Origin of the sequence: Streptomyces sp. NPDC088794 (genome assembly GCF_044750545.1) — a bacterium.
Taxonomy (GTDB): domain Bacteria; phylum Actinomycetota; class Actinomycetes; order Streptomycetales; family Streptomycetaceae; genus Streptomyces.
This window is the reverse complement of the sequence record NZ_JBIVKB010000007.1, coordinates 346,254-371,415: the sequence shown is the minus strand read 5'-3', so window position 1 is coordinate 371,415 and position 25,162 is coordinate 346,254. Positions and strand designations below refer to the sequence as shown.

At 71.3% G+C, this 25,162-nt stretch carries 23 protein-coding genes; 11 read left to right on the top strand and 12 right to left on the bottom strand.

The window, feature by feature from the left end; all coding sequences use genetic code 11:
* Nucleotides 1-104: 104 nt before the first annotated feature.
* Both ACIP6U_RS22390 and ACIP6U_RS22385 read left to right on the top strand, forming a co-directional pair.
* Nucleotides 105-1,397: a M18 family aminopeptidase gene (locus tag ACIP6U_RS22390; protein WP_401720434.1), complete on the top strand. Its 1,293-nt coding sequence runs from the start codon at nt 105-107 to the stop codon at nt 1,395-1,397.
* 112 nt (nt 1,398-1,509) lie between these two features.
* Nucleotides 1,510-1,758, top strand: coding sequence for a DUF6458 family protein (locus tag ACIP6U_RS22385; protein ID WP_280875979.1), 249 nt, complete (start codon nt 1,510-1,512; stop codon nt 1,756-1,758).
* Nucleotides 1,759-1,851: 93 nt separating this feature from the next.
* Here the strand turns inward: ACIP6U_RS22385 and ACIP6U_RS22380 are convergent, their stop codons facing one another.
* Nucleotides 1,852-3,678, bottom strand: coding sequence for an NHL domain-containing thioredoxin family protein (locus ACIP6U_RS22380; protein ID WP_401720431.1), 1,827 nt, complete (start codon nt 3,676-3,678; stop codon nt 1,852-1,854).
* 101 nt (nt 3,679-3,779) lie between these two features.
* Between ACIP6U_RS22380 and ACIP6U_RS22375 the strand changes: the two genes are divergently transcribed.
* Complete coding sequence (locus tag ACIP6U_RS22375; RefSeq protein ID WP_123998894.1) at nt 3,780-4,271, top strand: LURP-one-related/scramblase family protein; 492 nt, start codon at nt 3,780-3,782, stop codon at nt 4,269-4,271.
* Nucleotides 4,272-4,502: 231 nt separating this feature from the next.
* On the opposite strand, the gene ACIP6U_RS22370 is transcribed toward ACIP6U_RS22375, so the two are convergent.
* Complete coding sequence (locus tag ACIP6U_RS22370) at nt 4,503-6,206, bottom strand: sigma-70 family RNA polymerase sigma factor (RefSeq protein WP_401720429.1); 1,704 nt, start codon at nt 6,204-6,206, stop codon at nt 4,503-4,505.
* Between the two features lie 232 nt (nt 6,207-6,438).
* Here ACIP6U_RS22370 and ACIP6U_RS22365 point away from each other — a divergent pair, with 232 nt between their 5' ends.
* Entirely contained in the window at nt 6,439-6,849 is a 411-nt protein-coding gene (locus ACIP6U_RS22365) for an SsgA family sporulation/cell division regulator (RefSeq protein WP_401720427.1), read from the top strand.
* Between the two features lie 92 nt (nt 6,850-6,941).
* On the opposite strand, the gene ACIP6U_RS22360 is transcribed toward ACIP6U_RS22365, so the two are convergent.
* Entirely contained in the window at nt 6,942-7,832 is an 891-nt protein-coding gene (locus tag ACIP6U_RS22360; RefSeq protein ID WP_401720424.1) for a carbon-nitrogen family hydrolase, read from the bottom strand.
* A gap of 181 nt (nt 7,833-8,013) precedes the next feature.
* On the opposite strand from ACIP6U_RS22360, the gene ACIP6U_RS22355 reads away from it, so the two are divergent.
* Complete coding sequence (locus ACIP6U_RS22355; RefSeq protein ID WP_401720422.1) at nt 8,014-8,838, top strand: maleylpyruvate isomerase family mycothiol-dependent enzyme; 825 nt, start codon at nt 8,014-8,016, stop codon at nt 8,836-8,838.
* A 36-nt stretch (nt 8,839-8,874) separates the two neighbouring features.
* Here the strand turns inward: ACIP6U_RS22355 and ACIP6U_RS22350 are convergent, their stop codons facing one another.
* A complete protein-coding gene (locus ACIP6U_RS22350; protein WP_401720419.1) occupies nt 8,875-10,188 on the bottom strand; it encodes a nitrate/nitrite transporter in 1,314 nt (437 codons plus the stop codon).
* Nucleotides 10,185-10,856, bottom strand: coding sequence for a GntR family transcriptional regulator (locus ACIP6U_RS22345; RefSeq protein ID WP_401720417.1), 672 nt, complete (start codon nt 10,854-10,856; stop codon nt 10,185-10,187). Before ACIP6U_RS22345 ends, ACIP6U_RS22350 begins: the two co-directional genes overlap by 4 nt.
* Nucleotides 10,857-11,118: 262 nt before the next feature.
* Between ACIP6U_RS22345 and ACIP6U_RS22340 the strand changes: the two genes are divergently transcribed.
* The gene (locus ACIP6U_RS22340; protein ID WP_123998901.1) at nt 11,119-12,021 is read left to right on the top strand and encodes a D-alanyl-D-alanine carboxypeptidase; all 903 of its coding nucleotides are present in this window, start codon (nt 11,119-11,121) and stop codon (nt 12,019-12,021) included.
* Nucleotides 12,022-12,121: 100 nt separating this feature from the next.
* Here ACIP6U_RS22340 and ACIP6U_RS22335 read toward each other — a convergent pair whose 3' ends face one another.
* The 3 genes from ACIP6U_RS22335 to pdhA are packed head-to-tail and all read right to left on the bottom strand — an operon-like array spanning nt 12,122 to nt 15,714.
* On the bottom strand, nt 12,122-13,525 hold the full coding sequence (locus ACIP6U_RS22335; protein WP_401720413.1) for a dihydrolipoamide acetyltransferase family protein: 1,404 nt from the start codon (nt 13,523-13,525) through the stop codon (nt 12,122-12,124).
* Nucleotides 13,526-13,535: 10 nt separating this feature from the next.
* On the bottom strand, nt 13,536-14,531 hold the full coding sequence (locus ACIP6U_RS22330; RefSeq protein ID WP_401720411.1) for an alpha-ketoacid dehydrogenase subunit beta: 996 nt from the start codon (nt 14,529-14,531) through the stop codon (nt 13,536-13,538).
* A 1-nt stretch (nt 14,532) separates the two neighbouring features.
* On the bottom strand, nt 14,533-15,714 hold the full coding sequence (pdhA, locus tag ACIP6U_RS22325; RefSeq protein ID WP_401720408.1) for a pyruvate dehydrogenase (acetyl-transferring) E1 component subunit alpha: 1,182 nt from the start codon (nt 15,712-15,714) through the stop codon (nt 14,533-14,535).
* A 344-nt stretch (nt 15,715-16,058) separates the two neighbouring features.
* Here pdhA and ACIP6U_RS22320 point away from each other — a divergent pair, with 344 nt between their 5' ends.
* The 3 genes from ACIP6U_RS22320 (at nt 16,059) to ACIP6U_RS22310 (ending at nt 18,336) form a co-directional block, all read left to right on the top strand.
* On the top strand, nt 16,059-16,718 hold the full coding sequence (locus ACIP6U_RS22320; protein WP_401720405.1) for a response regulator: 660 nt from the start codon (nt 16,059-16,061) through the stop codon (nt 16,716-16,718).
* Nucleotides 16,719-16,780: 62 nt separating this feature from the next.
* Nucleotides 16,781-17,239, top strand: coding sequence for a pyridoxamine 5'-phosphate oxidase family protein (locus ACIP6U_RS22315; protein WP_401720402.1), 459 nt, complete (start codon nt 16,781-16,783; stop codon nt 17,237-17,239).
* Between the two features lie 92 nt (nt 17,240-17,331).
* Nucleotides 17,332-18,336, top strand: a complete 1,005-nt coding sequence (locus ACIP6U_RS22310) for a phosphotransferase (protein ID WP_401720399.1) — start codon at nt 17,332-17,334, stop codon at nt 18,334-18,336.
* A 109-nt stretch (nt 18,337-18,445) separates the two neighbouring features.
* Here ACIP6U_RS22310 and ACIP6U_RS22305 read toward each other — a convergent pair whose 3' ends face one another.
* Nucleotides 18,446-20,038 (bottom strand): protein kinase, encoded by a 1,593-nt coding sequence (locus ACIP6U_RS22305; protein ID WP_401720613.1) that lies wholly within the window; start codon nt 20,036-20,038, stop codon nt 18,446-18,448.
* A gap of 332 nt (nt 20,039-20,370) precedes the next feature.
* Here ACIP6U_RS22305 and ACIP6U_RS22300 point away from each other — a divergent pair, with 332 nt between their 5' ends.
* On the top strand, nt 20,371-21,999 hold the full coding sequence (locus tag ACIP6U_RS22300; protein ID WP_401720396.1) for a protein kinase: 1,629 nt from the start codon (nt 20,371-20,373) through the stop codon (nt 21,997-21,999).
* A gap of 55 nt (nt 22,000-22,054) precedes the next feature.
* Here the strand turns inward: ACIP6U_RS22300 and ACIP6U_RS22295 are convergent, their stop codons facing one another.
* Nucleotides 22,055-22,597, bottom strand: coding sequence for a bacterial proteasome activator family protein (locus ACIP6U_RS22295; RefSeq protein WP_280875995.1), 543 nt, complete (start codon nt 22,595-22,597; stop codon nt 22,055-22,057).
* Nucleotides 22,598-22,693: 96 nt separating this feature from the next.
* On the bottom strand, nt 22,694-23,281 hold the full coding sequence (locus tag ACIP6U_RS22290) for a PadR family transcriptional regulator (protein ID WP_401720393.1): 588 nt from the start codon (nt 23,279-23,281) through the stop codon (nt 22,694-22,696).
* A 322-nt stretch (nt 23,282-23,603) separates the two neighbouring features.
* On the opposite strand from ACIP6U_RS22290, the gene ACIP6U_RS22285 reads away from it, so the two are divergent.
* The gene (locus tag ACIP6U_RS22285; RefSeq protein ID WP_401720390.1) at nt 23,604-24,047 is read left to right on the top strand and encodes a hypothetical protein; all 444 of its coding nucleotides are present in this window, start codon (nt 23,604-23,606) and stop codon (nt 24,045-24,047) included.
* A gap of 101 nt (nt 24,048-24,148) precedes the next feature.
* On the opposite strand, the gene ACIP6U_RS22280 is transcribed toward ACIP6U_RS22285, so the two are convergent.
* Nucleotides 24,149-25,129, bottom strand: coding sequence for an NAD(P)H-quinone oxidoreductase (locus ACIP6U_RS22280; RefSeq protein WP_401720387.1), 981 nt, complete (start codon nt 25,127-25,129; stop codon nt 24,149-24,151).
* Nucleotides 25,130-25,162: the final 33 nt, after the last annotated feature.

Genomic DNA, 25,162 nt, shown 5'->3' with positions numbered 1-25,162 from the left:
TTCCAGCGGCCCGGGATCTGGGTAGCCAGAACTCCACATCGCCTCCCGAGGGCCCGCTCCCCAGCACGCGGAGTGGGCCTTCGTACGTCGTTAAGGTGAACCCCATGAGCGAACCCCCCCGCTTCGACCGCGGCCACACCGACGACCTCATGTCCTTCCTGACGGCCAGCCCGTCGCCGTACCACGCGGTGGCCGGCTCCGCCGAGCGGCTGGAGAAGGCAGGGTTCAGGCAGGTCGTGGAGACGGATGCCTGGGACGGGACGACCGGCGGGAAGTACGTGCTGCGCGGCGGCGCGATCGTGGCCTGGTACGTCCCCGAGGGCGCGGCGCCCCACACGCCGTTCCGTATCGTCGGCGCGCACACCGACTCCCCGAACCTGCGGGTCAAGCCGCTGCCCGACACCGGGGCGCACGGCTGGCGCCAGGTCGCCGTGGAGATCTACGGCGGGCCGCTGCTGAACTCCTGGCTCGACCGTGACCTGGGCCTGGCCGGCCGGGTGACCCTGCGGGACGGCTCGACCCGCCTGGTCAACGTGGACCGGCCGCTGCTGCGGGTGCCCCAACTCGCCATCCACCTGGACCGTTCGGTGGCGGCGGAGGGGCTCAAGCTCGACAAGCAGCGGCATCTGCAGCCGGTGTGGGGTCTCGGCAACGACGTGCGCGACGGCGACCTGATCGCCTTCGTGGAGGAGACGGCCGGGCTCGCGGCGGGCGAGGTCACCGGCTGGGACCTGATGGTGCACTCCGTGGAGCCGCCGGCCTACCTGGGCCGGGACAAGGACCTGGTCGCGGGCCCGCGCATGGACAACCTGCTCTCGGTGCACGCCGGCGTGGCCGCGCTCGCCGCGGTCTCCGTCGGGAACCTGCCCTCCATCCCCGTACTCGCCGCCTTCGACCACGAGGAGAACGGCTCGCAGTCGGACACGGGCGCGGACGGGCCGCTGCTCGGCAGTGTGCTGGAGCGTTCGGTGTTCGCCCGCGGCGGCTCCTACGAGGACCGGGCGAGAGCCTTCGCCGGCACCGTCTGCCTCTCCTCCGACACCGGTCACGCGGTGCACCCCAACTACGCCGAGCGGCACGACCCGACGCACCACCCGCGGGTCAACGGCGGGCCGATCCTCAAGGTCAACGTCAACAACCGCTACGCCACGGACGGTTCGGGCCGCGCGGTGTTCGCCGCCGCCTGCGAGAAGGCGGGCGTGCCCTTCCAGTCGTTCGTGTCCAACAACTCCATGCCCTGCGGCACGACGATCGGCCCGATCACCGCGGCCCGGCACGGCATCAAGACCGTGGACATCGGTGCCGCGATCCTCTCGATGCACAGCGCCCGCGAACTGTGCGGCGCGGACGACCCGCATCTGCTGGCCAACGCGCTGGTGGCGTTCCTGGACGGGTAGTCGCGGGGGCAGCCGGACGGGTTGTCAACGGCGCGGTGGCGCATGGGTGTTGTACGCCGGGGTACCCGGAGGTCCGGACCGGAAGGACCGGGCCGGACAGGAGGCGACACTCATGGGCCTCGGTGGATGCATCATCCTGATCGCTTCGGGAGCCATCCTCACCTTCGCGACCGACTGGCACATGAAGGGGGTCAACCTCGACCTGGTCGGCGTCATCCTCATGGCCGTCGGACTCATCGGCGTCAGCACGTTCAGCAGCATCGCCCGGCGCAGGCGTGTGGTGGTACCGCCGACCACTTCGGTGATCGACGAGGACCCGAACCGCCGCCGCGACGGCTACGGCGGCGGATACGGCGTGTAACGGTCAATCGCGAACAACTGCGCGCGAAGCCAACGTGTTCAGTTGTGTGAATAGCGTGAAGAATTTCGAGGCCCGAAAGGTCTTTCGGAGCGCTCACGCCTCTCGCTCGTCCATGCCCGCCAGGACCAGCGGCAGCCGGTCCGCCCCGCCCTCGGTGAGGCGGACCGGAACGCCCCAGTCCTGCTGGTGCACATGGCAGGCCGGGTACTCGACGGCTGGGTCGTCGTCGCACGAGGCGGCCATCGCCGAGACGTGCAACACGCCTTCCTCGACCGCCGGGTTGAGCTCCAGATCCCGTACGAGATCCGTGTCCGCTCCCTCGCCCGCGAGCAGCAGCTCGGGCGGGGTGGCGGAGACCAGGAGCCGGGTCGAGGGGCCGTAGCGGGTGTCGAGCTTCTGACCGGCGGGCGCCTGGAAGATCACGTCCAACCGCAGCTTCCCCGCCGCCACTTCGGTCGCGGCGCGCTGCGTCCGATGGGCGACCGCGGCCACCCGTACCGCCTCCTCCGGCAGCCGCAGCCGGGTCAGCCGGTGGCGGGCCGACTCGACGACCACGATGTCGTCGCCGACGAGCACGGCGTCGCTCGGCTCCCGCAGATCCGTGGCCAGCGTGGTGACCTCGCCGGTCGCGGGGTCGAAGCGGCGCAGCGCGTGGTTGTACGTGTCGCTGATCGCGACCGAGCCGTCGGGCAGCGCGGTGACGCCCAACGGGTGCTGGAGCAGCGCCTGTTCGGCCGCCCCGTCGCGATGACCGAAGTCGAACAACCCCGTACCCACCGCCGTGTGCACGCTGCCGTCCAGATCGACCCAGCGCAGGGCGGACGTCTCGGAGTCGGCGAGCCACAGCCGCTCGGGCGTCGCGGCGAGCCCGGACGGCTGCGCGAACCAGGCCTCGGCGGCGGGCCCGTCGACGAGCCCCTCGTTGGTCGTGCCCGCGGCGACGGCGACGGTCCGCTCCTCCGGATCGTAGACCCACAACTGATGCACCCCGGCCATGGCGATCCACACCTGGCCGTCCCACAGGGCGACGTCCCACGGTGAGGACAGGTCGACCTCGCGGGCCGGCCCGGAGGTGGGCGCCCCCTGCCACCACTGCCGGCCGGTGCCGGCCAGGGTGGTGACCCCGCCGGTCGCGAGGTCGAGGCGGCGCAGCGCGTGGTTCACGGTGTCGGCGACGACCACGGAACCGTCGTCGAGCGGCGCGAGCCCCTGCGGCTCGCTGAAGGCGGCGGTGTCCGGGCCGCCGTCCGCGAACCCGCGCGTGCCCGTGCCGATCCGCCGTACGACGCTCTCCCCGTCCGCGGCGAGCTCGACGAGCTGATGCCGGGTGGTGTCGCTGACCAGGAAGGTCCCGCCGGGCAGGACGATGGCCTTGCCCGGGAAGCGCAGCACCGTCGGCTCCGGCTCCGGCGCCACGTACGGGCCGTCGCCGCGCCGCAGCGTGCCCTTCGCCCCGTGCTCGGCCTCCAGCTCCGTCACCAGCCGCTCGATGGCGTGCACATGGCCCTCGCCCGCGTGCTGCGCGACGACGTACCCCTCGGGGTCGATCACGACCAGCGTCGGCCACGCGCGCACGGCGTACTGCTTCCAGGTCGCCAGCTCCGGGTCGTCGAGGACCGGGTGCGCCACTCCGTACCGCTCGACGGCGTCGGCCACCGCCGCGTGCTCCGCCTCGTGGACGAACTTCGGCGAGTGCACCCCGATCACCACGACCGTGTCGGCGTGCTTCTCCTCCAGCTCCCGCAACTCGTCCAGGACATGCAGACAGTTCACACAACAGAACGTCCAGAAATCCAGGACGACGATGCGTCCGCGCAGGTCGGCGAGGGTGTACCGCTGGTCGCCCGTGTTCAACCAGCCGCCTTTGCCGACCAGCTCGGGAGCGCGGACGCGGACGCGTCGGGGAGTGGAGTCGCTCATGCGTCAAGAGTGCCACCCGCCACTGACAGTCACCCCGGCGGAGTCAGTCCGTCGGCCTATCGGCGGCGTCGCGGACCCGGGACCGGGGAAGCCGTGACGGTATGAGATTCCTCGTGCGCGACCGGCTCCTCGGCTTCGGTGACGACTACTGGATCGAGGACGAACACGGCAACAAGGTGTTCCTCGTCGACGGCAAGGCCATGCGGCTGCGGGACACCTTCGAGCTGAAGGACACGCGAGGGCGCGTCCTCATCGACATCCACAAGAAGATGCTCGCCCTGCGCGACACCATGGTGATCGAACGGGACGGCGAACCCCTCGCCCGCATCAAGCGAAAACGCCTCTCCCTCCTGCGCAACCACTACCGCGTGGCCCTCGTCGACGGCACCGAGCTCGACGTCAGCGGCAAGATCCTCGACCGCGAGTTCGCCGTCGAGTACGACAACGAACTGCTGGCCGTGATCTCCCGCCGCTGGATGCACATCCGCGAGACGTACGGCGTCGACGTCGTCCGCGACGACGCGGATCCGGCGCTGCTGATCGCGGTGGCGGTGTGCGTGATCCACCTGGCGGAGAAGGAGCGGGAGGACTGAGCGGGAGGACTAGGGCCTGTCCGGCGGATCAGGCCGGCTGTGAGGTGCGGTGCTTCTTGGCCGAGTCGAGCGGGGTCTGGTGCGTGCAGCTGCAAGGCGGAGGAGGGAGTCGACGCGATGGGGGTCCCCCCGCGCGAGCGAAGCCGAGCGTGGGGGAGTCGGCGACCGACGACAACGCGGCAGATGTGCGTGCCAGGGCCCGCGACGCCGGACTGATCCGCCGGACAGGCCCTAGACGGGGTACCGGGGAGCGGACTGCACCGGAGGGGGGCAGTCGTCCGTGGGGGACGGGGACGGTGCGGGCTCCGTCGGTTCCTCGACGGGCTTCGTGGGCTCGGGTGACGTGGGCTCGGGATAGGTGGGCTCGGGTGACGTGGGTTCAGGAGTCGAGGGCTCAGGGGTCGAAGGCTCCGGTGACGTCGGCTCGGGCGCCGGCGTGCCCGGGCCCGAAGGCGCCGAGGTGGGCGTGGGTATCGGCGTCGGAGACGGAGGCAGGGGCGGGAGCGGAGGCGGTGCCGGTACCGGCGTGGCAGCTCCAGCCCCCGAGTCGCCGACGTCGTACGAGACCGGGACCGGCACGTCGGACGGCGTCGAACCGGCTCTCGGCGTCCGCGTTCCCTCCGTGGTGCCGGGCGTGGCCGTCGCGTCGCCCGTCTCCGGCTGCCCGGCCGGCGCCTGAGCGACGGGCGTCTCCCGCACCGACCCCTTGTCCACGGTGACCGGACCGGGGTCGACCGACCCGAGCGCGATGCAGATCGCCACGGCACCGGCCACGGCGGCACCGGCGGCCACCGCCACCGGCGCCTTCGCACCCCCGGCCACGGCGGACTTCACCCCGTGCAACAGCCCACCACCGTGCCCACCACCCGCAAGCCCGGCCGCGCCACCGTGCCCGCCGGCAACCCCGGCCGCACTGCCATGACCACCGGCAATCCCGGCCGCGCCGCTATGACCGCCCGCGAGTCCGGCCGCAGCGCCATGCCCGCCGGCCGAACCGGCCGCCCCCGCGGACGCCCCGCCGGAACCGCCCGCCGAAGCCCCGGCACCGCTACCTGCGCTCGCCCCACTACTCGCACCCGAACCGGAAGCCGCGCTTCCGCTCGCCCCGGCGCCTCCACCGGCACCCGAGGCACCGGCGCCCGACGTACCGCTCACTGCGGCTCCCGCCGAACCCGCGGCGCCCGCCGCGCCCGCCACCCCCGACAGGAGCCACTTTCCGGCCCCGCCCACCGCGAACACCAACAGCGCCGGTCCGACCAGTGCGGGCAGCTTGCTGTTCGTCTGCATCAACAGGGCGAGCCGCTCACGGCAGTCGTCGCACGCGTCCACGTGTCCGAGCAGCCGTTCGGACTGACGGGCCGTCGCGTTGCCGCGGACGTACGCGGGCATGCGCGCCCAGTGCACCTGGCACGCGGGATCGTCGGGAGCGCCGGTCTGGGTGCGCAGGAACGCCTGCCGCATGCCTTCACGCGCGCGATGGAGCAGGACCGCCGTCGCCCCCTCGCGCGTGCCGAGCTGCGGCCCGATCGCGGCGAGCGGCTGACCCTCCGCCTCGGCCAACCACAGTGCCTTGACCCAGCGTTCGGGGAGTTCGCCCAGCACGCGCGTGAGGAGGTCGACGGAGGACACCCGCTCCGCGGGGTCGTCCCCGTGCGCGCCGGCCTCGGCCCGCTCGTCGGTCTGCGGATCCCGCGGTGTCTCACGTACGGCGCCCCCGGCCGCGGTGGCCAGCCGCCGCACCGTCGTCATCAGGTACGCCGGCACGTTGTCGATCTCGTGCCCGGCGGACAGCCGCCGCCAGACCCGGAAGTGGGCCTCGGCGACGATGTCGTCGGCGGTCCAGGAGTTCCTGGTGAGCGAGCGCGCGTAGGCGACGAGACGCGGCTGCTGCTCCGCGTACACGCGGGCGTACTCGGCGGTGGAACCGTCGTTCATGGCAGGAACTCCAGTTGCCTGCTGGGGGATGGCCCCGATGGGTTTGTCACCCTAGATGACAAAGGTTTCAATTAAAGTTGCGGCCGAAATGAAAGGTGACGCAGGTCACAGTCGCCACTCGCGAAACCGCGTAATCAGAAACCCCTCCCGGCGGTCGAGAAGACATCGGCACCACCAGCCATCGGCGTCACGCACCAACTCGCCGACCTCCCGCCCGCCTTGGAGACCATCCGTGTACGTCAGCCTCGACCAGCCCACCGGCGCCCGACTGATCACCCGCGATCAGGAGCTGGCCGTCCCCGTCACCCTTCGCTACGGCTCCGACGACCCGCTCGCCGTGCACTTCGCGTTCCCGGCCTGGATAGCGCTGGACGGTGAGCCGGTGACGTGGACCTTCGCCCGCGCGCTGCTGGAGGAGGGTCTCGGCGCGTCCACCGGCCTCGGCAGCGTGCACATCTGGCCGTGCGGGCCGACGGACACGATCGTGGAACTGCACACCCTGGACGGGGTGGCCATGCTGCGGTTCAGGACGGCCGACCTGCACCGGTTCCTGCTGCGGACGTACACGGTGACGGAGCCGGGCGAGGAGGCGGTGGGTCCGGCCCTGGAGCACGGGCTCGCCGCGCTGCTGGACGGGGTGTGACCCGCCCTCGACTCCGGGGCGCCCTCGGCTCCGAGGCTCGGTCGGCGTCGGAGCGTGGTCGGCGCCGGGGAGCGGTCAGTGCCGGGGAGCCGTCAGCGTCGGGGCGGGTCCAGCCCCAGCAACCGGTCCTTCAGCGCCGGGAACTGTTCCCGCGTCACGCCCACCCTCGCCGGGTCGAACTCGACGGTGAGGACCTCCTCGCCGGCGCCGGCCTCCGCCAGGACCTCGCCCCAGGGATCGACCACGATCGAGTGACCCGCCTGCGGAACTCCGGCGTGCGTCCCGGCCGTTCCGCAGGCAAGGACGAACGACTGGTTCTCCACCGCCCGCGCCTGAGCCAGCAGCGTCCAGTGGGAGCGGCGGCGCTCGGGCCAGCCCGCCGGGATCACCAGGGTCTCGGCGCCCGCGTCGACGAGCCCACGGAAGAGTTCGGGGAAACGGAGGTCGTAACAGGTCGCGAGGCCGAGGACCGTGTCCGGCAGACGGACCGTCACCAGGTCGCGCCCCGCGCCCATCAGCACGGCCTCGCCCTTGTCGAAGCCGAAGCGGTGGATCTTGCGGTAGGCCGCGGCCAGTTCACCGGAGGGGGAGAAGACGAGCGAGGTGTTGTAGAGCGTGCCCGCACCGGACGCCGGGTCACTCACGGACGCCGAGCCGGCGTCGGACGGCGAAGGACCGTCAGACGTCGAAGCAGCGCCGGACGCCAAGTCGCCCCCGGCCCCGGCACGTTCCGGGATCGAGCCCGCGTGCAGCCACACGCCCGCGTCGCTCGCCGCCTTGGACATCGCCTCGTAGGTGGGCCCGTCCAGCGGTTCGGCCTCGGTGCCGAACTCCTCGTAGGCGAACGCCCCGGTGGTCCACAGCTCCGGCAGTACGACGAGATCGGCCCCGGCCTGCTCGCGTACCAGGGAAGCCACTCGCTGCCGACGTGATTCGACCGATTCGCCCTGGTCTACGGCGAGTTGGAGCAGAGAGGCGCGCACACTACCACCGTCCTGGCATTCGAGCCGTCCACACAGGCCTACGATCGTCACACGAAAGCACTGCCGGGGTGCCTCACAGCAGCGTAACTTAGCGGTTCAAGACACCCACCCAGCGCAGCCACCTCCCACTGGCAACGACGCCAACCAGCCCGTGTACCGACCGCCGAGGGGTCCCGTTTCCGTGAGTCTGCATCCCACTCTCCAGCCCTACGCCGACGCCTGGACCCACTCCATCGAAGCGATATCCGAGCTGGTCCAGCCGCTTGTGGAGGGCGAGTGGAACCGCCGGACCCCGGTCCCCGCCTGGTCGGTGCGGGACGTGGTCTCCCATGTCATCGGGCTGGACTGCGAGATGCTCGGCGACCCGCGGCCCATCCACACCCTGCCGCGCGACCTGTACCACGTCACCAACGACCACCAGCGCTACATGGAGATGCAGGTCGACGTCCGCCGCCACCACACGGCACCGGAGATGACCTCCGAGCTGGAGTACGTGATCATCCGCCGCAACCGGCAGCTGCGCAACGAGTCGCGCGACCCGGGTGCCAAGGTGCGCGCCCCCCTCGGCACCGAGCTCACCCTCGAAGAGTCCATGCGCTCCCACGCGTTCAACGTCTGGGTGCACGAACAGGATCTGCGCACCGCCCTCGGCCGGCCCGGCAACCTCGACTCCCCCGGCGCGCAGGTCGCCCGGGACGTGCTGCTCGCCGAGCTGCCCGCGATCGTGGCCGAGAAGGCGGACGCGCCGCGCAGTTCGGCGATCGTCTTCGACGTGCACGGTCCGATCGAGTTCCTGCGCACCATCCGCGTCGACATCCAGGGCCGCGGCACCCTGGAGACGGCCCCCGCGCTCGGCCCCGCCGCCACCTTCACCCTCGACTGGGAGACGTACGTCCGGCTGGCCTGCGGCCGGGTGTCGCTGGACGCGGCGGCGGACCGGGTGAAGGCGGAGGGCGATCCGGAGCTGACGGGGGCGATCCTGCGGAACTTCACGGTGACGCAGTAGCGGTACCGGGTCGGTCAGGCGTGCACGTGTCCCGGCTCACGCCGGTACGTGCACCGTCTCCACCCGGCTGGCCACCAGCCGTTCGCGCTCCAGGCGGGCCGCCCGCTTGCGCAGGCGCAGGATCTGGCTGATGCCGAGGGCCTGGAGGACGAAGACCACGGAGAACGCGATGCTGTAGTCGTCGTCCGTCGCGTCCAGCAGCACGCCGATCGCGAACAGGGTCGTCATCGAGGCGACGAAACCGCCCATGTTGGTGATCCCGGAGGCCGTGCCCTGACGTTCGGGCGGGTTGGCCGGGCGGGCGAAGTCGAAGCCGAGCATCGAGGCGGGCCCGCACGCGCCGAGGACCGAGCACAGCACGATCAGCAGCCACATCGGCGCGTGCTCGGACGGGTACGCCAGCGTCACCGCCCACACCGTCGCCGTCGCCGCCACCGTGCCGAGCGCCAGCGGCAGCCGCGCCGCGTGGTGCCGGGCGACGACCTGGCCGTAGACGAGGCCGAAGGCCATGTTCGACAGGACGACCAGGGTGAGGAGTTCACCGGCCGTGGCGCGGGACAGGCCCTGTGCCTGGACGAGGAACGGCATGCCCCACAGCAGCAGGAACACCATCGCCGGGAACTGGGTGGTGAAGTGCACCCACAGGCCGAGCCGGGTCCCGGGCTCGCGCCAGGAGGCGGCGATCTGGCGGCGGACGTAGGCGGCGCCCTGGTGCGGGAAGGGCTCCGGCTCGTGGCCCTCGGGGTGGTCCTTGAGGAACAGCAGGAGCAGGACGAACACGATCACGCCGGCGCCCGCGCTGCCCGCGAAGGCGGCCGTCCAGCCGACGCCGTGCAGCAGCCGGGCCAGCACCAGCGTGGAGACCAGGTTGCCCGCCATGCCGGCGAGCCCCGCGAGCTGCGCGACCAGCGGGCCACGGCGGGCCGGGAACCACCGAGTACCGAGGCGCAGCACGCTGATGAAGGTCATCGCGTCGCCGCAGCCGAGCAGGGCGCGGGAGGCGAGGGCGGTGCCGTACGAGGGTGAGAAGGCGAAGCCGAGCTGCCCTGCCGTGAACAGGACGGTGCCGATGGCCAGCACCTTCTTGGTGCCGAGCCGGTCGACCAGGAGGCCGACGGGTATCTGCATGCCGGCGTAGACCAGCAGCTGGAGGATCGAGAAGGTCGACAGGGCCGAGGCGCCCACGTGGAAGCGGTCGGCCGCGTCGAGTCCCGCGACCCCCAGCGACGTACGGAAGATGACGGCGACGAAGTAGACGGAGACGCCGATGCCCCAGACGGCGATGGCGCGCCGGCCCCCGGGCGGATCACCGGGCAGGGACAGTGCGGAACGCGAACTGCCGCCGCTCATCGGACCTCGCCCCGGGCCAGGTGGGAGAACCAGTCGACGTGCTGGTGCACGATCTCGGCGGCCGCCTCGGCGTCGCCGGTGCGCAGCGCGTCGAGGATCGCCTCGTGCTCGGTGAGCGTCTTGGCGATGCGGTCGGGGTGCGCGTGCATGATGGCGACGCCCATCCGCAGCTGCCGGTCGCGGAGTTGGTCGTAGAGGCGGGAGAGGATCTCGTTGCCGCCGCTGCGGACGATCTCGGCGTGGAAGCAGCGGTCGGTGACGGCGGCGCCGGCCAGGTCTCCCGCGGCGGCCTGCTCCTTCTGCTGGGCGAGCAGCTCCTCGAGCCGGGCGATCAGGGTCGGTGACGCAGGTACGACCTTGCGGACCGTGTGCTGCTCGACCAGCATCCGGGTCTCCACCACGTCCGCGATCTCCTGCGAGGAGACGGGCAGGACGAGCGCGCCCTTCTTCGGGTAGAGCCGGATCAGGCCCTCGACCTCAAGACGGAGCAGCGCCTCGCGCACGGGTGTCCGTGAGACCCCGACGGCGTCGGCCAGCTCGCCCTCGGTGAGCAGGGTGCCGCCTTCGTAGCGGCGCTCCAGGACGCCCTGTTTGACGTGGGCGTACACGCGGTCGGCGGCGGGCGGCTGCTTGACGGTGGGAGACGGGGCGGGTGGTGCGGAAGCCATGGGGACATCTTAGATACAACACGTACGCATGAGGAGAGCGGGTCCATCATCCGGACGAGCCACCCACCCGGTATCCGCCCGTCCGGGTGCCCGCCTGTCCGGTAGCCGCCGCTTCTGTAATGACCGCGTCACGGAAGCAGACCCGCCCCAGCTGTCGCACAACCATCCGTGCTACATACGTGTCAGACACGTGCGGCCCGATCTTCTCTCCCCTCAACTTGGCCGCACCGCAGGGGCATTCGACGTAATCGGGGTATCTCAGTTGATAACCGGCATCAAGGGCGTTCGTATCCGCCGAGCCGCAGCCGTCGCCATCACGTCCGGCGCGATGCTCGCGACCGGAGCCCTCACCGCGGCTCCCGCGCAGGCCGTGACCACGCCCACGATCGTCGCCAAGGGCGGCTACGTGATGAACAACGCGAACGGCAAGGGGCTGTACAGCAAGGCGGCCAACACCAAGCGTTCCACCGGCTCCACCACCAAGATCATGACCGCGAAGGTCGTGCTCGCGCAGTCGAACCTGAACCTCGACGCCAAGGTCACGATCCAGAAGGCCTACAGCGACTACATCGTGTCGAAGGGTGCCTCCTCCGCGCACCTGATCGTCGGCGACAAGGTCACCGTCCGCCAGCTCCTCTACGGGCTGATGCTGCCGTCCGGCTGTGACGCGGCCTACGCGCTCGCGGACAAGTTCGGCACCGGCTCGACGCGCGCCAAGCGCGTGGCCAACTTCATCGGCAAGATGAACACCACGGCCAAGAACCTCGGCCTGACGAACACGCACTTCGACTCGTTCGACGGCATCGGCAACGGCGGCAACTACTCGACGCCGCGCGACCTGACGGTCCTCGCCAGCAACGCGATGAAGAGCTCCACGCTGCGCACGGTCGTCAAGACCAAGAAGTACACGGCGAAGACCATCACCAAGACGGGCTCCACCCGCACGATGGCCGCCTGGACCAACACGAACACCCTGCTCAGCAGCTACAGCGGCACGATCGGCGTGAAGACCGGCTCCGGCGCCGAGGCCAAGTACTGCCTCGTCTTCGCGGCCACCCGCAACGGCAAGACGGTCTACGGCACGGTCCTCGCCTCCACCAACGCCACCCAGCGCGCGACGGACGCGACGAAGCTCCTGAACTACGGCTTCGCGAAGATCGGCTGACACACCGGCACCGCTTGCACACCACCTGAGAAAGGGGCCCGCCGCGATCGCGGCGGGCCCCTTCCATGTCCAGCGTCGTCGGCTCACGCCGACGTGGACGTCACGCCCAGGTGATCAGCCGCTTCGGCTGTTCCAGGATCGCCGCCACGTCCGCGAGCACCTTGGAACCCAACTCCCCGTCCACCAGGCGGTGGTCGAAGCTCAGGGCCAGGGTCGTCACCTGGCGGGGCTTCACCTTGCCCTTGTGGACCCACGGCTGGAGCTTGATCGCGCCGACCGCGAGGATCGCGGACTCGCCGGGGTTGAGGATCGGCGTGCCGGTGTCGACGCCGAAGACGCCGACGTTGGTGATGGTGACCGTGCCGGCCTGCATGGCGGCGGGGGACGTCTTGCCCTCCCTCGCCGTCGACACCAACTCACCCAGCGACTGCGCCAGTTGCGGGAGCGTCTTGGCCTGGGCGTCCTTGATGTTCGGGACGATCAGGCCGCGCGGGGTCGCCGCCGCGATGCCCAGGTTGACGTAGTGCTTGAGCACGATCTCCTGGTTCGCCTCGTCCCAGGACGCGTTGACGTCCGGGTTGCGCTTGATGGCGACCAGCAGGGCCTTGGCGATCAGCAGGAGCGGATTGACCCGCAGGCCCGCCATGTCCTTGTCCTGCTTCAGCTCCTCGACCAGCCTCATCGTCCGCGTCACGTCGATCGTCACGAACTCCGTGACATGCGGCGCGGTGAAGGCGGAGCCCACCATCGCCGCCGCCGTCGCCTTGCGGACGCCCTTGACCGGGACCCGGGTCTCACGGGCCGTGTCGTACGTCGGCACCGAAACGGGAGCCGCCACGGGCGCCGGGGCCGCCACGGGCGCGGGCGCCGGGGCCACCGCCGCGTGCACGTCCTCGCGCGTGATGACGCCGTCCGGGCCCGACGGGGTCACCGTGTTCAGGTCGACGCCGAGGTCCTTGGCCAGCTTGCGCACCGGCGGTTTGGCCAGCGGGCGGCCCACCTCGACCGTGGTGGTCCCCGCGTGCCCGTTCAGCTCGGACTGGATCGCCTGAGCGGCCTCCGGGACCGTGGTCTCCGCGGCCGTGGCCTCCGAGCCCTTGCGCGGGCGCCTCTTCGTCGAGGACGTCGAGACGCCGTAGCCCACCAGCACCGGCGTGCGGGCCGCCGGCTTCGCCTCCTCCGTCTCGGCGGGGGGAGCCTCGACCGGGGCCGCGGCCGGAGCCTCCGCGGGAGCCGCCCCGCCTCCCGACACGTCCACCGAGATGATCGACGTGCCCACGTCGACCGTCGTGCCCTCGGGGAAGCGCAGCTCGCGCACCACCCCGTCGTACGGGATGGGCAGTTCCACCGCGGCCTTGGCCGTCTCGACCTCGCAGACCACCTGCCCGTCGGTGACCGTGTCGCCGGGCTGGACGTACCACTTGAGGATCTCCGCCTCGGTGAGCCCCTCACCCACGTCCGGCATCTTGAACTCGCGTACTGACGTGTCCGTCATCGTCGTCACGACCCTCTCCTCAGTACGCCAGGGCGCGGTCGACGGCGTCGAGCACCCGGTCCAGGCCCGGCAGGTACTCCTCCTCCAGGCGGGCCGGCGGGTACGGGGCGTGGTAGCCGCCGACCCTGAGGACCGGTGCCTCCAGGTGGTAGAAGCAGCGCTCCGTGATGCGCGCGGCGATCTCCGCGCCGGAGCCGAAGAACACCGGCGCCTCGTGGACCACGACCAGGCGGCGGGTCTTCTCCACCGACGTCTGGATGGAGTCGAAGTCCAGCGGGGAGATGGAGCGCAGGTCGAGGATCTCCAGGGACCTGCCCTCCTCGGCGGCCGCGTCGGCGACCTCCTGGCAGAGCTTCACCATCGGGCCGTAGGCGGCCAGCGTGAGGTCCGTGCCGGTGCGCACGACCCGCGCCTTGTGCAGCGGGCCGGGGATGGCCTCGGGGTCGACCTCGCCCTTGTCCCAGTAGCGCCGCTTGGGTTCGAAGAAGATCACCGGGTCGTCGCTCTGGATGGCCTGCTGCATCATCCAGTACGCGTCCGACGCGTTCGACGGCGAGACCACCTTCAGGCCCGACACGTGCGCGAAGAGCGACTCCGGGGACTCGGAGTGGTGCTCCACCGCGCCGATGCCGCCGCCGTAGGGGATGCGCACGACGACCGGCATCTTGACCTTGCCCAGCGAGCGGGCGTGCATCTTGGCGAGCTGGGTGACGATCTGGTCGTAGGCCGGGAAGACGAAGCCGTCGAACTGGATCTCCACCACCGGGCGGTAGCCGCGCAGCGCGAGGCCGATCGCCGTGCCGACGATGCCGGACTCGGCGAGCGGGGTGTCGATGACGCGGCTCTCGCCGAAGTCCTTCTGCAGACCGTCGGTCACCCGGAAGACGCCGCCGAGCTTGCCGACGTCCTCGCCCATGATCAGGACCTTGGGGTCGGTCTCCAGGGCGCGGCGCAGCGATTCGTTGATCGCCTTGGCCAGCGCCATGTTCTTGGCCGTCACGGATTCCGTCGCCATGTCACTTGCCCCCTTCCGCGTCCGCGAACGACGCCTGGTAGGCGGCGAACTGGGCTCGCTCCTCGTCGACGAGCGCGTGCCCGTCCGCGTACACGTTCTCGAAGATGGCGAAGTGGTCCGGGTCCGGCATGGCACGGACCGCCTCGCGCACTCGCTTTCCCAACGTCTCGCTCTCGGTCTCCAGTTCCGCGAAGAATCCCTCGTCCGCGTGGTTTGAGACCTCCAGGTACCGGCGAAGGCGCAGGATCGGGTCCTTGGCCTCCCACGCCTCGCGCTCCTCGTCGGCCCGGTACTTCGTCGGGTCGTCGGAGGTGGTGTGCGCGCCCATGCGGTAGGTGTACGCCTCCACGAGCGTCGGTCCCTCGCCGCGGCGGGCCCGCTCCAGCGCCCACCGGGTGACCGCGAGACAGGCCAGCACGTCGTTGCCGTCGACCCGCACGCCCGGGAAGCCGAAGCCCTGGGCGCGCTGGTAGAGCGGGACGCGGGTCTGCTTCTCGGTCGGCTCGGAGATCGCCCACTGGTTGTTCTGGCAGAAGAACACCACCGGCGCGTTGTAGACCGCAGAGAACGTGAACGACTCCGCGACATCGCCCTGGCTGGAGGCACCGTCGCCGAAGTAGGCGATGACCGCGCTGTCGGCGCCGTCCTTGGTGACGCCCATCGCGTAGCCGGTGGCGTGCAGCGTCTGGGAGCCGATGACGATCGTGTAGAGGTGGAAGTTGTTGCTGTTGGGGTCCCAGCCGCCGTTGTTCACACCGCGGAACATGCCCAGCAGGTTGGTCGGGTCGACCCCGCGGCACCAGGCGACGCCGTGCTCGCGGTAGGTCGGGAAGACGTAGTCGTCGTCGCGCAGCGCCCGGCCCGAGCCGATCTGGGCGGCCTCCTGGCCCAGCAGCGAGGCCCACAGGCCCAGCTCGCCCTGGCGTTGCAGGGCGGTCGCCTCGGCGTCGAAGCGGCGGGTGAGCACCATGTCGCGGTACAGGCCGCGCAGGTTCTCGGGGGTGACGCCGGTGACGTACTTGTCGTACTCGGGGTTCTTGACGCGCTCGCCCTCGGGCGTCAGCAGCTGGACGAGTTCCGGCTCGGCGTTCGGCGCGTTCTTTGCGGTCGTTCGCTTGCCGGCCGTGCTGTTGGCTCCGGCGCTGCGTCGCGGTTTGCGCGCGGCAGTGCTCTCCACGGTCACGTGTGCTCCTCCGTCGGTCCGGCTACCCGGGTTCGCCGGGCGCCAGTGCGGCTCACCTGTGTCCCACGGACGCACGGGGTGGGTGCGGCCTTCTGGGGAACAGGCGTGACAGGTGCCCCGGCGAGCGCCCTGCAGAAGGCACGTTACCCAGTGCTCCACATTTCTGTGAAACCCCTCCTGACCTGCGATTTTGCTTGGATATCCAAGTAAATCGCGAAAGTCGGGAACTCTTCCTGGTCACAGCCTTGCAGGGGGCCGGAACAACGGCACGTTATCCCGGTGACCCAGGTCACGGGAAGAGTTCCCCATGGGCGGGACTTCAGGCCCTGTGTGAGACTGCGTTTGTGCGCGAAGAGGGAAAAATCCGGGTATTCCTGCTCGACGACCACGAGGTGGTCCGGCGCGGTGTCCACGAGCTCCTGTCGGTCGAGGACGACATCGAGGTGGTCGGCGAGGCGGCCACGGCGGCCGACGCGCTGGTACGCATTCCGGCCACCCGGCCCGACGTGGCGGTGCTCGACGTACGGCTGCCGGACGGCAGCGGCGTCGAGGTGTGCCGGGAGATCCGCTCTCAGGACGAGTCGGTGCGCTGTCTGATGCTGACGTCGTTCGCGGACGACGAGGCCCTCTTCGACGCGATCATGGCGGGCGCCTCCGGATACGTCCTCAAGGCCATCCGCGGCACCGAGCTGCTGACCGCCGTCCGGGACGTCGCGGCCGGCCGCTCCCTGCTCGACCCGGTCGCCACCGCGCGCGTGCTGGAGCGGCTGCGCGACGGCGGCACCGCGCGGGGCGACGAACGGCTCGCGAACCTCACCGTCCAGGAGCGCCGCATCCTGGACCTCATCGGCGAGGGCCTCACCAACCGCCAGATCGGCGAGCAGCTGCACCTCGCCGAGAAGACGATCAAGAACTACGTGTCGAGTCTGCTCTCCAAACTCGGCATGCAGCGGCGCTCCCAGGCAGCCGCGTACGTGGCACGCCTCCAGACGGAGAGACATTGACGGAGTGACATACGGGACTTATGTCCCTGTTATCTCGCTTTCCGCACCGCCACAGTGAACGCATGCTCTCCGACGCGCCCTCCGAGACGCCTTCCGACGTGCGCACCACCGACCGGCTCGCCGTCGAGCTGCTCGCCCGCACCGACCACGGCCGGATCGCCACCAGCGTGCGCGCCCTGCCCTTCCTCGCCTTCGCCCGGCACATCGTCGAGGACGGCCGGGTGCTACTGCGGCTGCCCAGGAGCTGCGGCTACGACAGGGCCTGCGTCGGCACGGTGGTGGCGTACGGCTCGGACAACCTGGGGTTCGCGCGGCCGGGCGAGAGCCTGTGGACCGTGCAGGTGGTGGGCGCGTGCACGGCGTACGAACCGACCGCCGCCGAGACCGAGCGGTTCGGCCCGGCGCCCCGCCTGATGGACGGCGAGCCGTACGAGCCCGTCTATCTGAGCGTCGAGCCACAGTTCGGGACCGTGCACTCGACGGACGGCGGCCTGGAACGCCACTTCGGGCACACACTGTGACCGAATGCGACTGACTGTGACAAAGCCCAGGTCAAGGCACCGGCTCGTGCCCTAGCATCTGGCGCGTGCCGCGCTCCCCGTTACCACCCCCATTGCCTCACGCGCCCCCGCTGGAGCCCTTGCTGCGCCAGTACGCCGCCGGTTCCGCCGTCACCTGCGAGCCCGTCGAACAGGGCCTGCTCAACCGCGGCTACCGGCTGCGCACGACCCGCGGTCGCTACTTCCTCAAGCACCACTTCGACCCCGAGACCGCCGACCCGGTCGCCATCGCCCGCCAGCACCGCGCCACCCAGCGCCTGGCCGCCCTGGGCGTCCCGGTGGCCCCACCGCTGACCGGCCGGGACGGACGGACGGTCGCCGTCGTCGGCGGGCACGCCTACGCCCTGCACCCCTGGGTCGAGGGGCGGCACCGCGACGGCGGCCAGCTCACCACCACCCAGTGCGAGCGCCTCGGCGCGCTGCTCGGCGTGGTGCACGCGAGCCTGGAGCGCGTCATGCCGCGCCCCACGCGCGCGTGCGACGAGCCGGCCGACAGCGCCGACCCCCAGGACACGTTCACCCTGATCGACGACCTGCTCACGCGGGTACGGCGCCACCACCCGGCGGACTCCTTCGACGAACTGGCCCGCCACCGCCTCCTGGAACGCCGGGCGCTCCTGGAGCAGCACGCCGACCGGCGCCCCCCGCACGGCGCCTGCGTCGGCTGGGTGCACGGCGACTTCCACCCGTTCAACCTGCTCTACAAGGGCGACGCGCCCGCCGCCATCGTCGACTGGGACCGGCTCGGCCTGCGCCCGCGCGCGGAGGAGGCCGTACGCGCCGCCGCGATCTTCTTCGTACGCCCCGCGGGCACGCTGGACCTGCCGAAGGTACGGGCGTACGCGCACGCGTACCGGCGCACGGCCGGCGCCACGCCCTCCCAGCTCGCGGCGGCCGTGCACCGCGTGTGGTGGGAGCGCCTCAACGACTTCTGGATGCTGCGCTGGCACTACGAGCGCGGCGACACCCGCGCGGATCCCCAGTTCCCGGCCGCCTCGGCGCTCGCCGTGTGGTGGACGCGCGAGTACGACGCGGTGTGCGAGGCGTTCGCGTCGTAGCCGAAGGGTCCCCGCGGACGCCGCGCGGGCGGCATCCGGAAAACAGCACGCGCGCGGAGAGGCCGTTTCCGGCTCTACGCGCGCGTGTCAGGTCTGCCGCGATCCTCGGTCAGCCGAGAACGCCCGAGCTCACAGCTCCGGCGTCCGTGCCACCGTCCGCGCCCGGGTCCGTCGGTTCGCCCGTCGGCTGGGTCGGCGTCACGCTCGGCTCGTCCGTGGGCTCCTCGGTGGTCGGCTCGTCCGTGGGCTCGTCGGTCGGCTCGTTCGTGGCGCTCTGGGACGGCGTGTACGAGGGCGTGTACGACGGCGTGTAGTTCGAACCGGAGCTCGTGCCGCTGCCGTCGTCGGTCTGCTCGTCCGTCGGCTCGTCGGTGGTGTCGTCGCTCGGCGTCTCGCTGGCCGAGTCGTCCTCGGTGGTCGCCGACTGGGACGGCGACTTCGAGGGGCTCGAACCGCCGTCGCCCGACCCGGTGTTGTTCAGCGCCAGCGCGACGCCCGCCGCGATGGCGATCACCGCGAGCACGGCGAGGATCCACAGCTTGCCGCGACCGCCGCCCCGGTTGCCGTGTCCCTCGAAACCGCCGTCGTCCCCGTTGCCGTAGCCGCCGGGCAGGATCGGCTGCGGGATCTGGGTCGTACCGGAGGAGTCGCCGGAGGGCAGCACCGACGTGGTGCCGTAGCCCGCCACCGGGGTGCGGCCGTCGTGCATGCCGACCGGGCCGGTGTTCCAGGTGCCGGTGTGGCCGCCCTGGTCGTAGAGCATCTGCAGCCCGTACTGGACCAGCCCGCGCATCTCCTCGGCGGTCTGGAAGCGGTCGTCGGGCTCCTTGGCGAGCGAGCGCATCACCAGGCCGTCGAGCTCCGGCGGCGAGGCGTCGGAGACCTCGGACGGCGGGGTCGGGATGTCCTGGACGTGCTGGTAGACCACCGACAGGGGCGTCTCGCCGGTGAACGGGGGCCGCAGCGCGAGGAGTTCGTAGAGGAGGCAGCCCGTCGCGTACAGGTCGGAGCGGTGGTCGACCGCCTTGCCCAGCGCCTGCTCGGGCGAGAGGTACTGCGGGGTGCCCATGACCATGCCGGTCTGCGTCATCGTCGTGGACGCGCCGTGCAGCGCGCGGGCGATGCCGAAGTCCATCACCTTGACGGCGCCGTTGTGCGTGATGATCACGTTCGCCGGCTTGATGTCACGGTGCACGATGCCGTGCTGGTGCGAGTAGGCGAGCGCCTCCAGGACCCCGGAGACGATGATCAGGGCCTGCTCGGGGCCGGGCGCCTCGGCGTTGAGGAGGAGGTCGCGGATGGTGCGGCCCTCGACGATCTCCATCACGATGTACGGCACCGACTGGCCGGCGCCCGCGCCGTAGCCGCCCGTGGTCACGGTGTCCTCGCCGGAGTCGTACACGGCGACGATCGCGTGGTGGTTGAGGCCGGCCACGGACTGGGCCTCGCGGGTGAAGCGGGCCTTGGAGGTCGGGTCCTCGGCGAGATCGGCACGGAGCAGCTTGACCGCGACGGTGCGCCCGAGCCGTACGTCCTCGGCCGCGAAAACCTCGGCCATACCGCCCCGACCCAGTCTGTGGGTCAGCCGGTACCGGCCGTCGCCGACCAGTCCGCCGTTGCCCCACAGCTCCGGTGCGTCCGACATACCGCCGCCAGCCGTCTCGGGGTCGGACGGGCCCTGAGCGTGCTGCTGTGCCATCAGTCCTCGCCGTCGTTTCTGCCCGCGGTGCGCGCGGTGTTGTCACGGTCTCCGTCGGCCACGCTACAGGCTCGGCGCAAGCCTCCGGTCCGGGACGGGTGCCGCGAACCGCACAGGACGGACCGGCCATCAAACCCTCGAACCGTTCGGTGGTGCAACTTGCGTGTACCGCCCGTACAGCCTCTGTAACGCTCTCGCGCAGCTTCTTTCGCGTACGGTCACGGATCGGGCACCGAACTTGACGTGTCAGTGCCCTCCGGCAGACTTGGCCGGTAATGAGTCAGTAGATCAATGACGGTGGGCCGGCTTCTCAAGGCCGATGGGGGACACGGAACATGAGCCAGGACGGCGCACAGGGCCGGTACGCGGGGCGAGCGCTGGCCGGCGGCCGCTATCAGCTGCGCGACTTGCTCGGTGAGGGCGGCATGGCCTCGGTGCACCTGGCGTACGACGCCGTGCTCGACCGGCAGGTCGCGATCAAGACACTCCACACCGAGCTGGGCCGCGAGCAGGCCTTCCGCGAGCGCTTCCGCCGCGAGGCCCAGGCCGTGGCCAAGCTCACGCACACCAACATCGTCTCGGTCTTCGACACCGGCGAGGACGAGCTGGACGGCTCGACGATGCCGTACATCGTCATGGAGTACGTCGAGGGCCGGCCGCTCGGCTCGGTGCTCGACGAGGACGTGCGGCGGTTCGGCGCGATGTCCGCCGACCGGGCGCTCAAGGTCACCGCGGACGTCCTGGCGGCCCTGGAGATCAGCCACGAGATGGGTCTCGTCCACCGGGACATCAAGCCGGGCAACGTGATGGTGACCAAGCGCGGTGTGGTCAAGGTGATGGACTTCGGCATCGCGCGCGCCATGCAGTCCGGTGTCACCTCGATGACGCAGACCGGCATGGTGGTCGGCACCCCGCAGTACCTCTCGCCCGAACAGGCGCTGGGCCGCGGGGTGGACGCGCGCTCCGACCTCTACTCGGTCGGCATCATGCTGTTCCAACTGGTCACCGGGCGGCTGCCGTTCGACGCGGACTCGCCGCTGGCCATCGCGTACGCGCATGTGCAGGAGGAGCCGGTCGCCGCCACTTCGGTCAACCGGGCGCTGCCGCCCGCGGTGGACGCGCTCATCGCCCGCGCGCTGAAGAAGAACCCGAACGAGCGCTTCCCGAGCGCCGTCGCCATGCGCGACGAGTGCCTGCGCGTGGCCGCCTCCTTCCACGCCACCCCGCCGAGCATCGTCCCCGGCGCCCCCACCCCGAGCGGCGCCGGCGTCGGCTCCGCGGTGTTCCCGCCGGTCGACCAGGCGAGCCAGGCGCCCCCGGGCCCGGTCCACACGCCGTACCAGCCGACCCCCAACCAGAACCCGTACGGCACACCGACGCCCGCTCCGGCGTACGGCTACCCGCAGCAGAGCGGCTACCAGACGCCGGCCGGGTACGGGCAGCAGCCGCAGACCCCGCCGCCCTACAACCTCTCGCCCCAGCCCGGGACCCCCTCCGGGGGCGGCGGCAGGGGCAACCGGCCGGTGGTCGTCGGCGCGATCGTCGTCTCCGTGCTCGCCGTCGGCGGTCTGGTCGCGGCGCTGATGCTCAACAACGGCGGCGGCAGCGGCGACGAGGGCAAGGGCGGCGACAGCAGCGCGAGCGCGTCGGCGACCGGCGACGCCTCGCAGTACCGCGGCCCGGACACGTCGAAGACGATCGACTCCTCCGAGTGCTCGGAGCCGCAGGAGTCGTACAACGACCCCGGCAAGATCCGGCTGCCCGACTTCCGCTTCAAGTACATCAAGTCGGTCAAGGAGTGCCTCCAGGCGGCGGGCTGGGAGGTGAAGACCAGCGATGTCCCGGAGAACACGTACGGACAGGGCGCGGTCATCAGCCAGTTCCCGTCCGCCGACACCGACGTCGACCCCAAGAAGATGCCCGAGATCGAGCTGGGCGTCTCGACGGGCTACCCGCCGTCCTGACCGAACGTGCACGGGCCCGGCAGGTCAGCTGCCGGGCCCCTGCACGTTCGGATGTCTACAGGTACGGTCCGCCCACCCGGCTGCCCGGGTGACCGTCCTCGCCCGCTTCCTGACCGCCGACGCCCGGCGGAAGAGCGCGGCGCATCTGCTCCAACTGGGCCCGCGCGGCCATCTGCTGGGCGAACAGCGTGGTCTGGATCCCGTGGAAGAGTCCCTCCAGCCAGCCGACCAACTGGGCCTGCGCGATGCGCAGTTCCGCGTCGCTGGGGGTTCCCTCGTCCCGGAAGGGCAGGGAGAGCCGCTCAAGCTCCTCGACCAGCTCCGGCGCGAGACCGTCCTCCAGCTCCTTCACCGAGCTGCGGTGGATCTCCTTGAGCCGCACCCGGCTCGCCTCGTCCAGGGGAGCCGCCCGCACCTCCTCGAGAAGCTGCTTGATCATGCTGCCGATCCGCATCACCTTGGCCGGCTGCTCTACCTGTTCCGTCACCGGAATCTCGCGGGAGTCCTCGTCTCCGCCGCCGCCAATCGCCATGCCGTCCTGGCCCACGACCAGGATCTGCGGATTGTCCGGCGACCGTTCGTTCCTCGGCATCTCCATGCCGCCATTCTCTCGCACCCGTGCATTTCATCACCGTGGCACCCCCGGTGATGGGTGATCCACTGTTTCCGGCCCCGGCAATTCCGGTCCGGGCGATCAAGCGGGCGGCGACTCCGGCCGATCAGGTGGCGGCGTCTGCGCCCGCCCGCCGCGGACCATCCGCAACAGCCGGGCCTCGCAGTGGTCCAGCCAGCGGATCTCCGCCTCCGCGTGACAGATCAGCTGCTCCAGGACCAACAGCCGGGCCAGTTCGTCCGGATGCTCGGCGGGCTCCCCGGTCAACGCCCGCGCGCGCTGTCGTACGTACTCGTGCAGCGCGTCCGCGATGTGCCGGCGCTGCGCCTCGACGACCCGGCGCACGTCCACGCCGGGCGCGCCGACCGCGAGGACCAGCTTGATCGCCAGTTCGTCGCGGGGCGCCCCGGACCGCTCCACCGGTCCCGCGAACCAGGCCCGCAGCTCGGTGCGGCCCGCCTCGGTCAGCGCGTACAGCGCCCGGCCGGCCTCGTCGGCCCCGTCCTGGACGACCATCCCGTCCCGCTCCAGGCGGCCGAGGGTCGTGTAGACCTGCCCGATGTTTAACGGCCAGGTGCCGCCGGTACGCGCCTCGAACTCGGTGCGCAGCCGGGAGCCGTAGCGGGGGCCGCGGTCCAGCAGCGCGAGCAGTCCGTGGCGTATCGACATACCTGGATTGTGCAACCGTCCCGCGCCCCTTCGGCCCCCTGGCGCAATCCGGAATGCCGGACCGCGGGGCCGGTGTGAGCCTGGAGACGTGACTCCATGGCTGCGCACGCTGCGCGCGACGGGACGGGTGGTGGGGACGGGGACGGGGGTGCTCGTCCTGTGGTGGGGGGCGGCTGTGCCGTCTTCCGGAGCGGTGCCGTCCCACTGGGCGATGCCGTCTCATGGGGCGGTGCCGTCTCATGGGGCGGTGCCGTCGCCCGGGGTGACCCTGCCGAGCGCCTCTGCCCCCGAGGGGACCATTTCGCACGCCCCAGTTCCCGGAGTGACCCCGGCACACGCCCCCGTTCCCGGGGCCCCCGCGGCCGTGGCGGGCCCGAAGGCGTCCGGTTCCCCGTCCCCCAAGCCTCCCGACCGCCCCGCCGAACCGTCCCGCGCCGGAAGCGTGGCGGGCGAGGGGCGGGAGCGGCCGGGGCGGGCGGAGACGTCGGCCCCGGCCGACGAGAACGCGGACGGGGAAGAGGAGGACGCGGGGTACGTCGAGGAGGAGGACGCCGAGAGCTCCCCCGACGCCACCGAGTCTCCCCAAGCCTCCGGGACGCCGGGGTTCGCCGTCACCCCGGCCGGCCGGCCTGCGCATCGGCCCGTCACCCACGCCGAGGCCCCCACCGAACCCGTCCTGCGGATCCTGCCGCTGGGCAGCGGCCTGATCCTGATCGGCACGGGCCTGGCCCTGGCCTTCGCGGGCCTACGCCTACGCCGCAGATAAACCGCGCGCAAGCAGGACGCCCTGAGGGGCGCGGGGAACTGCGCGACCAGCCCCCACGGCCCGCAGCCGCCCCACGATCCCCGATCACCCCATCCCTGGCGTCAAGGCACCACCAGCAGCACCTTGCCCACGTGCCCGCTCTCCTCCACGACCCGGTGAGCCGCGGCAGCATCCGCCATCGGGATCTCGCTGTCGACGACCGGACGCACGTGCCCGGCGGCGAGCAGCGGCCAGACGTGTTCGCGTACGGCCGCGACGATCGCCGCCTTCTCCGCGAGCGGACGCGCGCGCAGCGAGGTCGCGCTGATGGCGCCCCGCTTGCCGAGCAGCGCGGCGATGTTCAGCTCGCCCTTGAGCCCGCCCTGCATGCCGATGATCGCGAGACGCCCGTTGACGGCGAGGGCCTGGACGTTGCGGTCGAGGTACTTGGCTCCCATGTTGTCGAGGATGACGTCGGCGCCCGCCCCGTCGGTGGCCTTCTTCAGCTCCTCGACGAAGTCCTGCTCGCGGTAGTTGACCAGGATGTCGGCGCCCAGCTCGGCACAGCGGTCGAGCTTCTCCTTCGTACCGGCCGTCACCGCGACCTTCGCGCCGACGGCCTTGGCCAGCTGGATCGCCATCGTGCCGATGCCGCTGGAGCCGCCGTGCACCAGCAGCGTCTCGCCGGGGCGCAGGTGGGCGACCATGAAGACGTTCGACCAGACCGTGCAGACCACCTCGGGCAGGGCGGCCGCGCTCTTGAGGTCGACGCCGGTGGGCACGGGCAGCAGCTGGCCGGCCGGGACGACGACCTTCTCGGCGTATCCGCCGCCCGAGAGCAGCGCGCACACCTCGTCGCCGACCGCCCAGCCGGTGACGCCGGGTCCGGTCGCGGCGATCCGGCCGGAGCACTCCAGGCCCAGGTAGGGGGAGGCGCCGGGTGGCGGGTCGTAGAAGCCCTGCCGTTGCAGGATGTCGGCGCGGTTGACGGCGCCGGCCACCACCTCGACCAGCACTTCGCCCTCGCCCGGCACCGGATCGGGGACCTCGTCCCACACCAGCGCCTCGGGCCCACCAGGTTCGGGAATCGTGATCGCATGCATGTAAAGGACGCTACCCCTCGCTGCCGCGCCGCT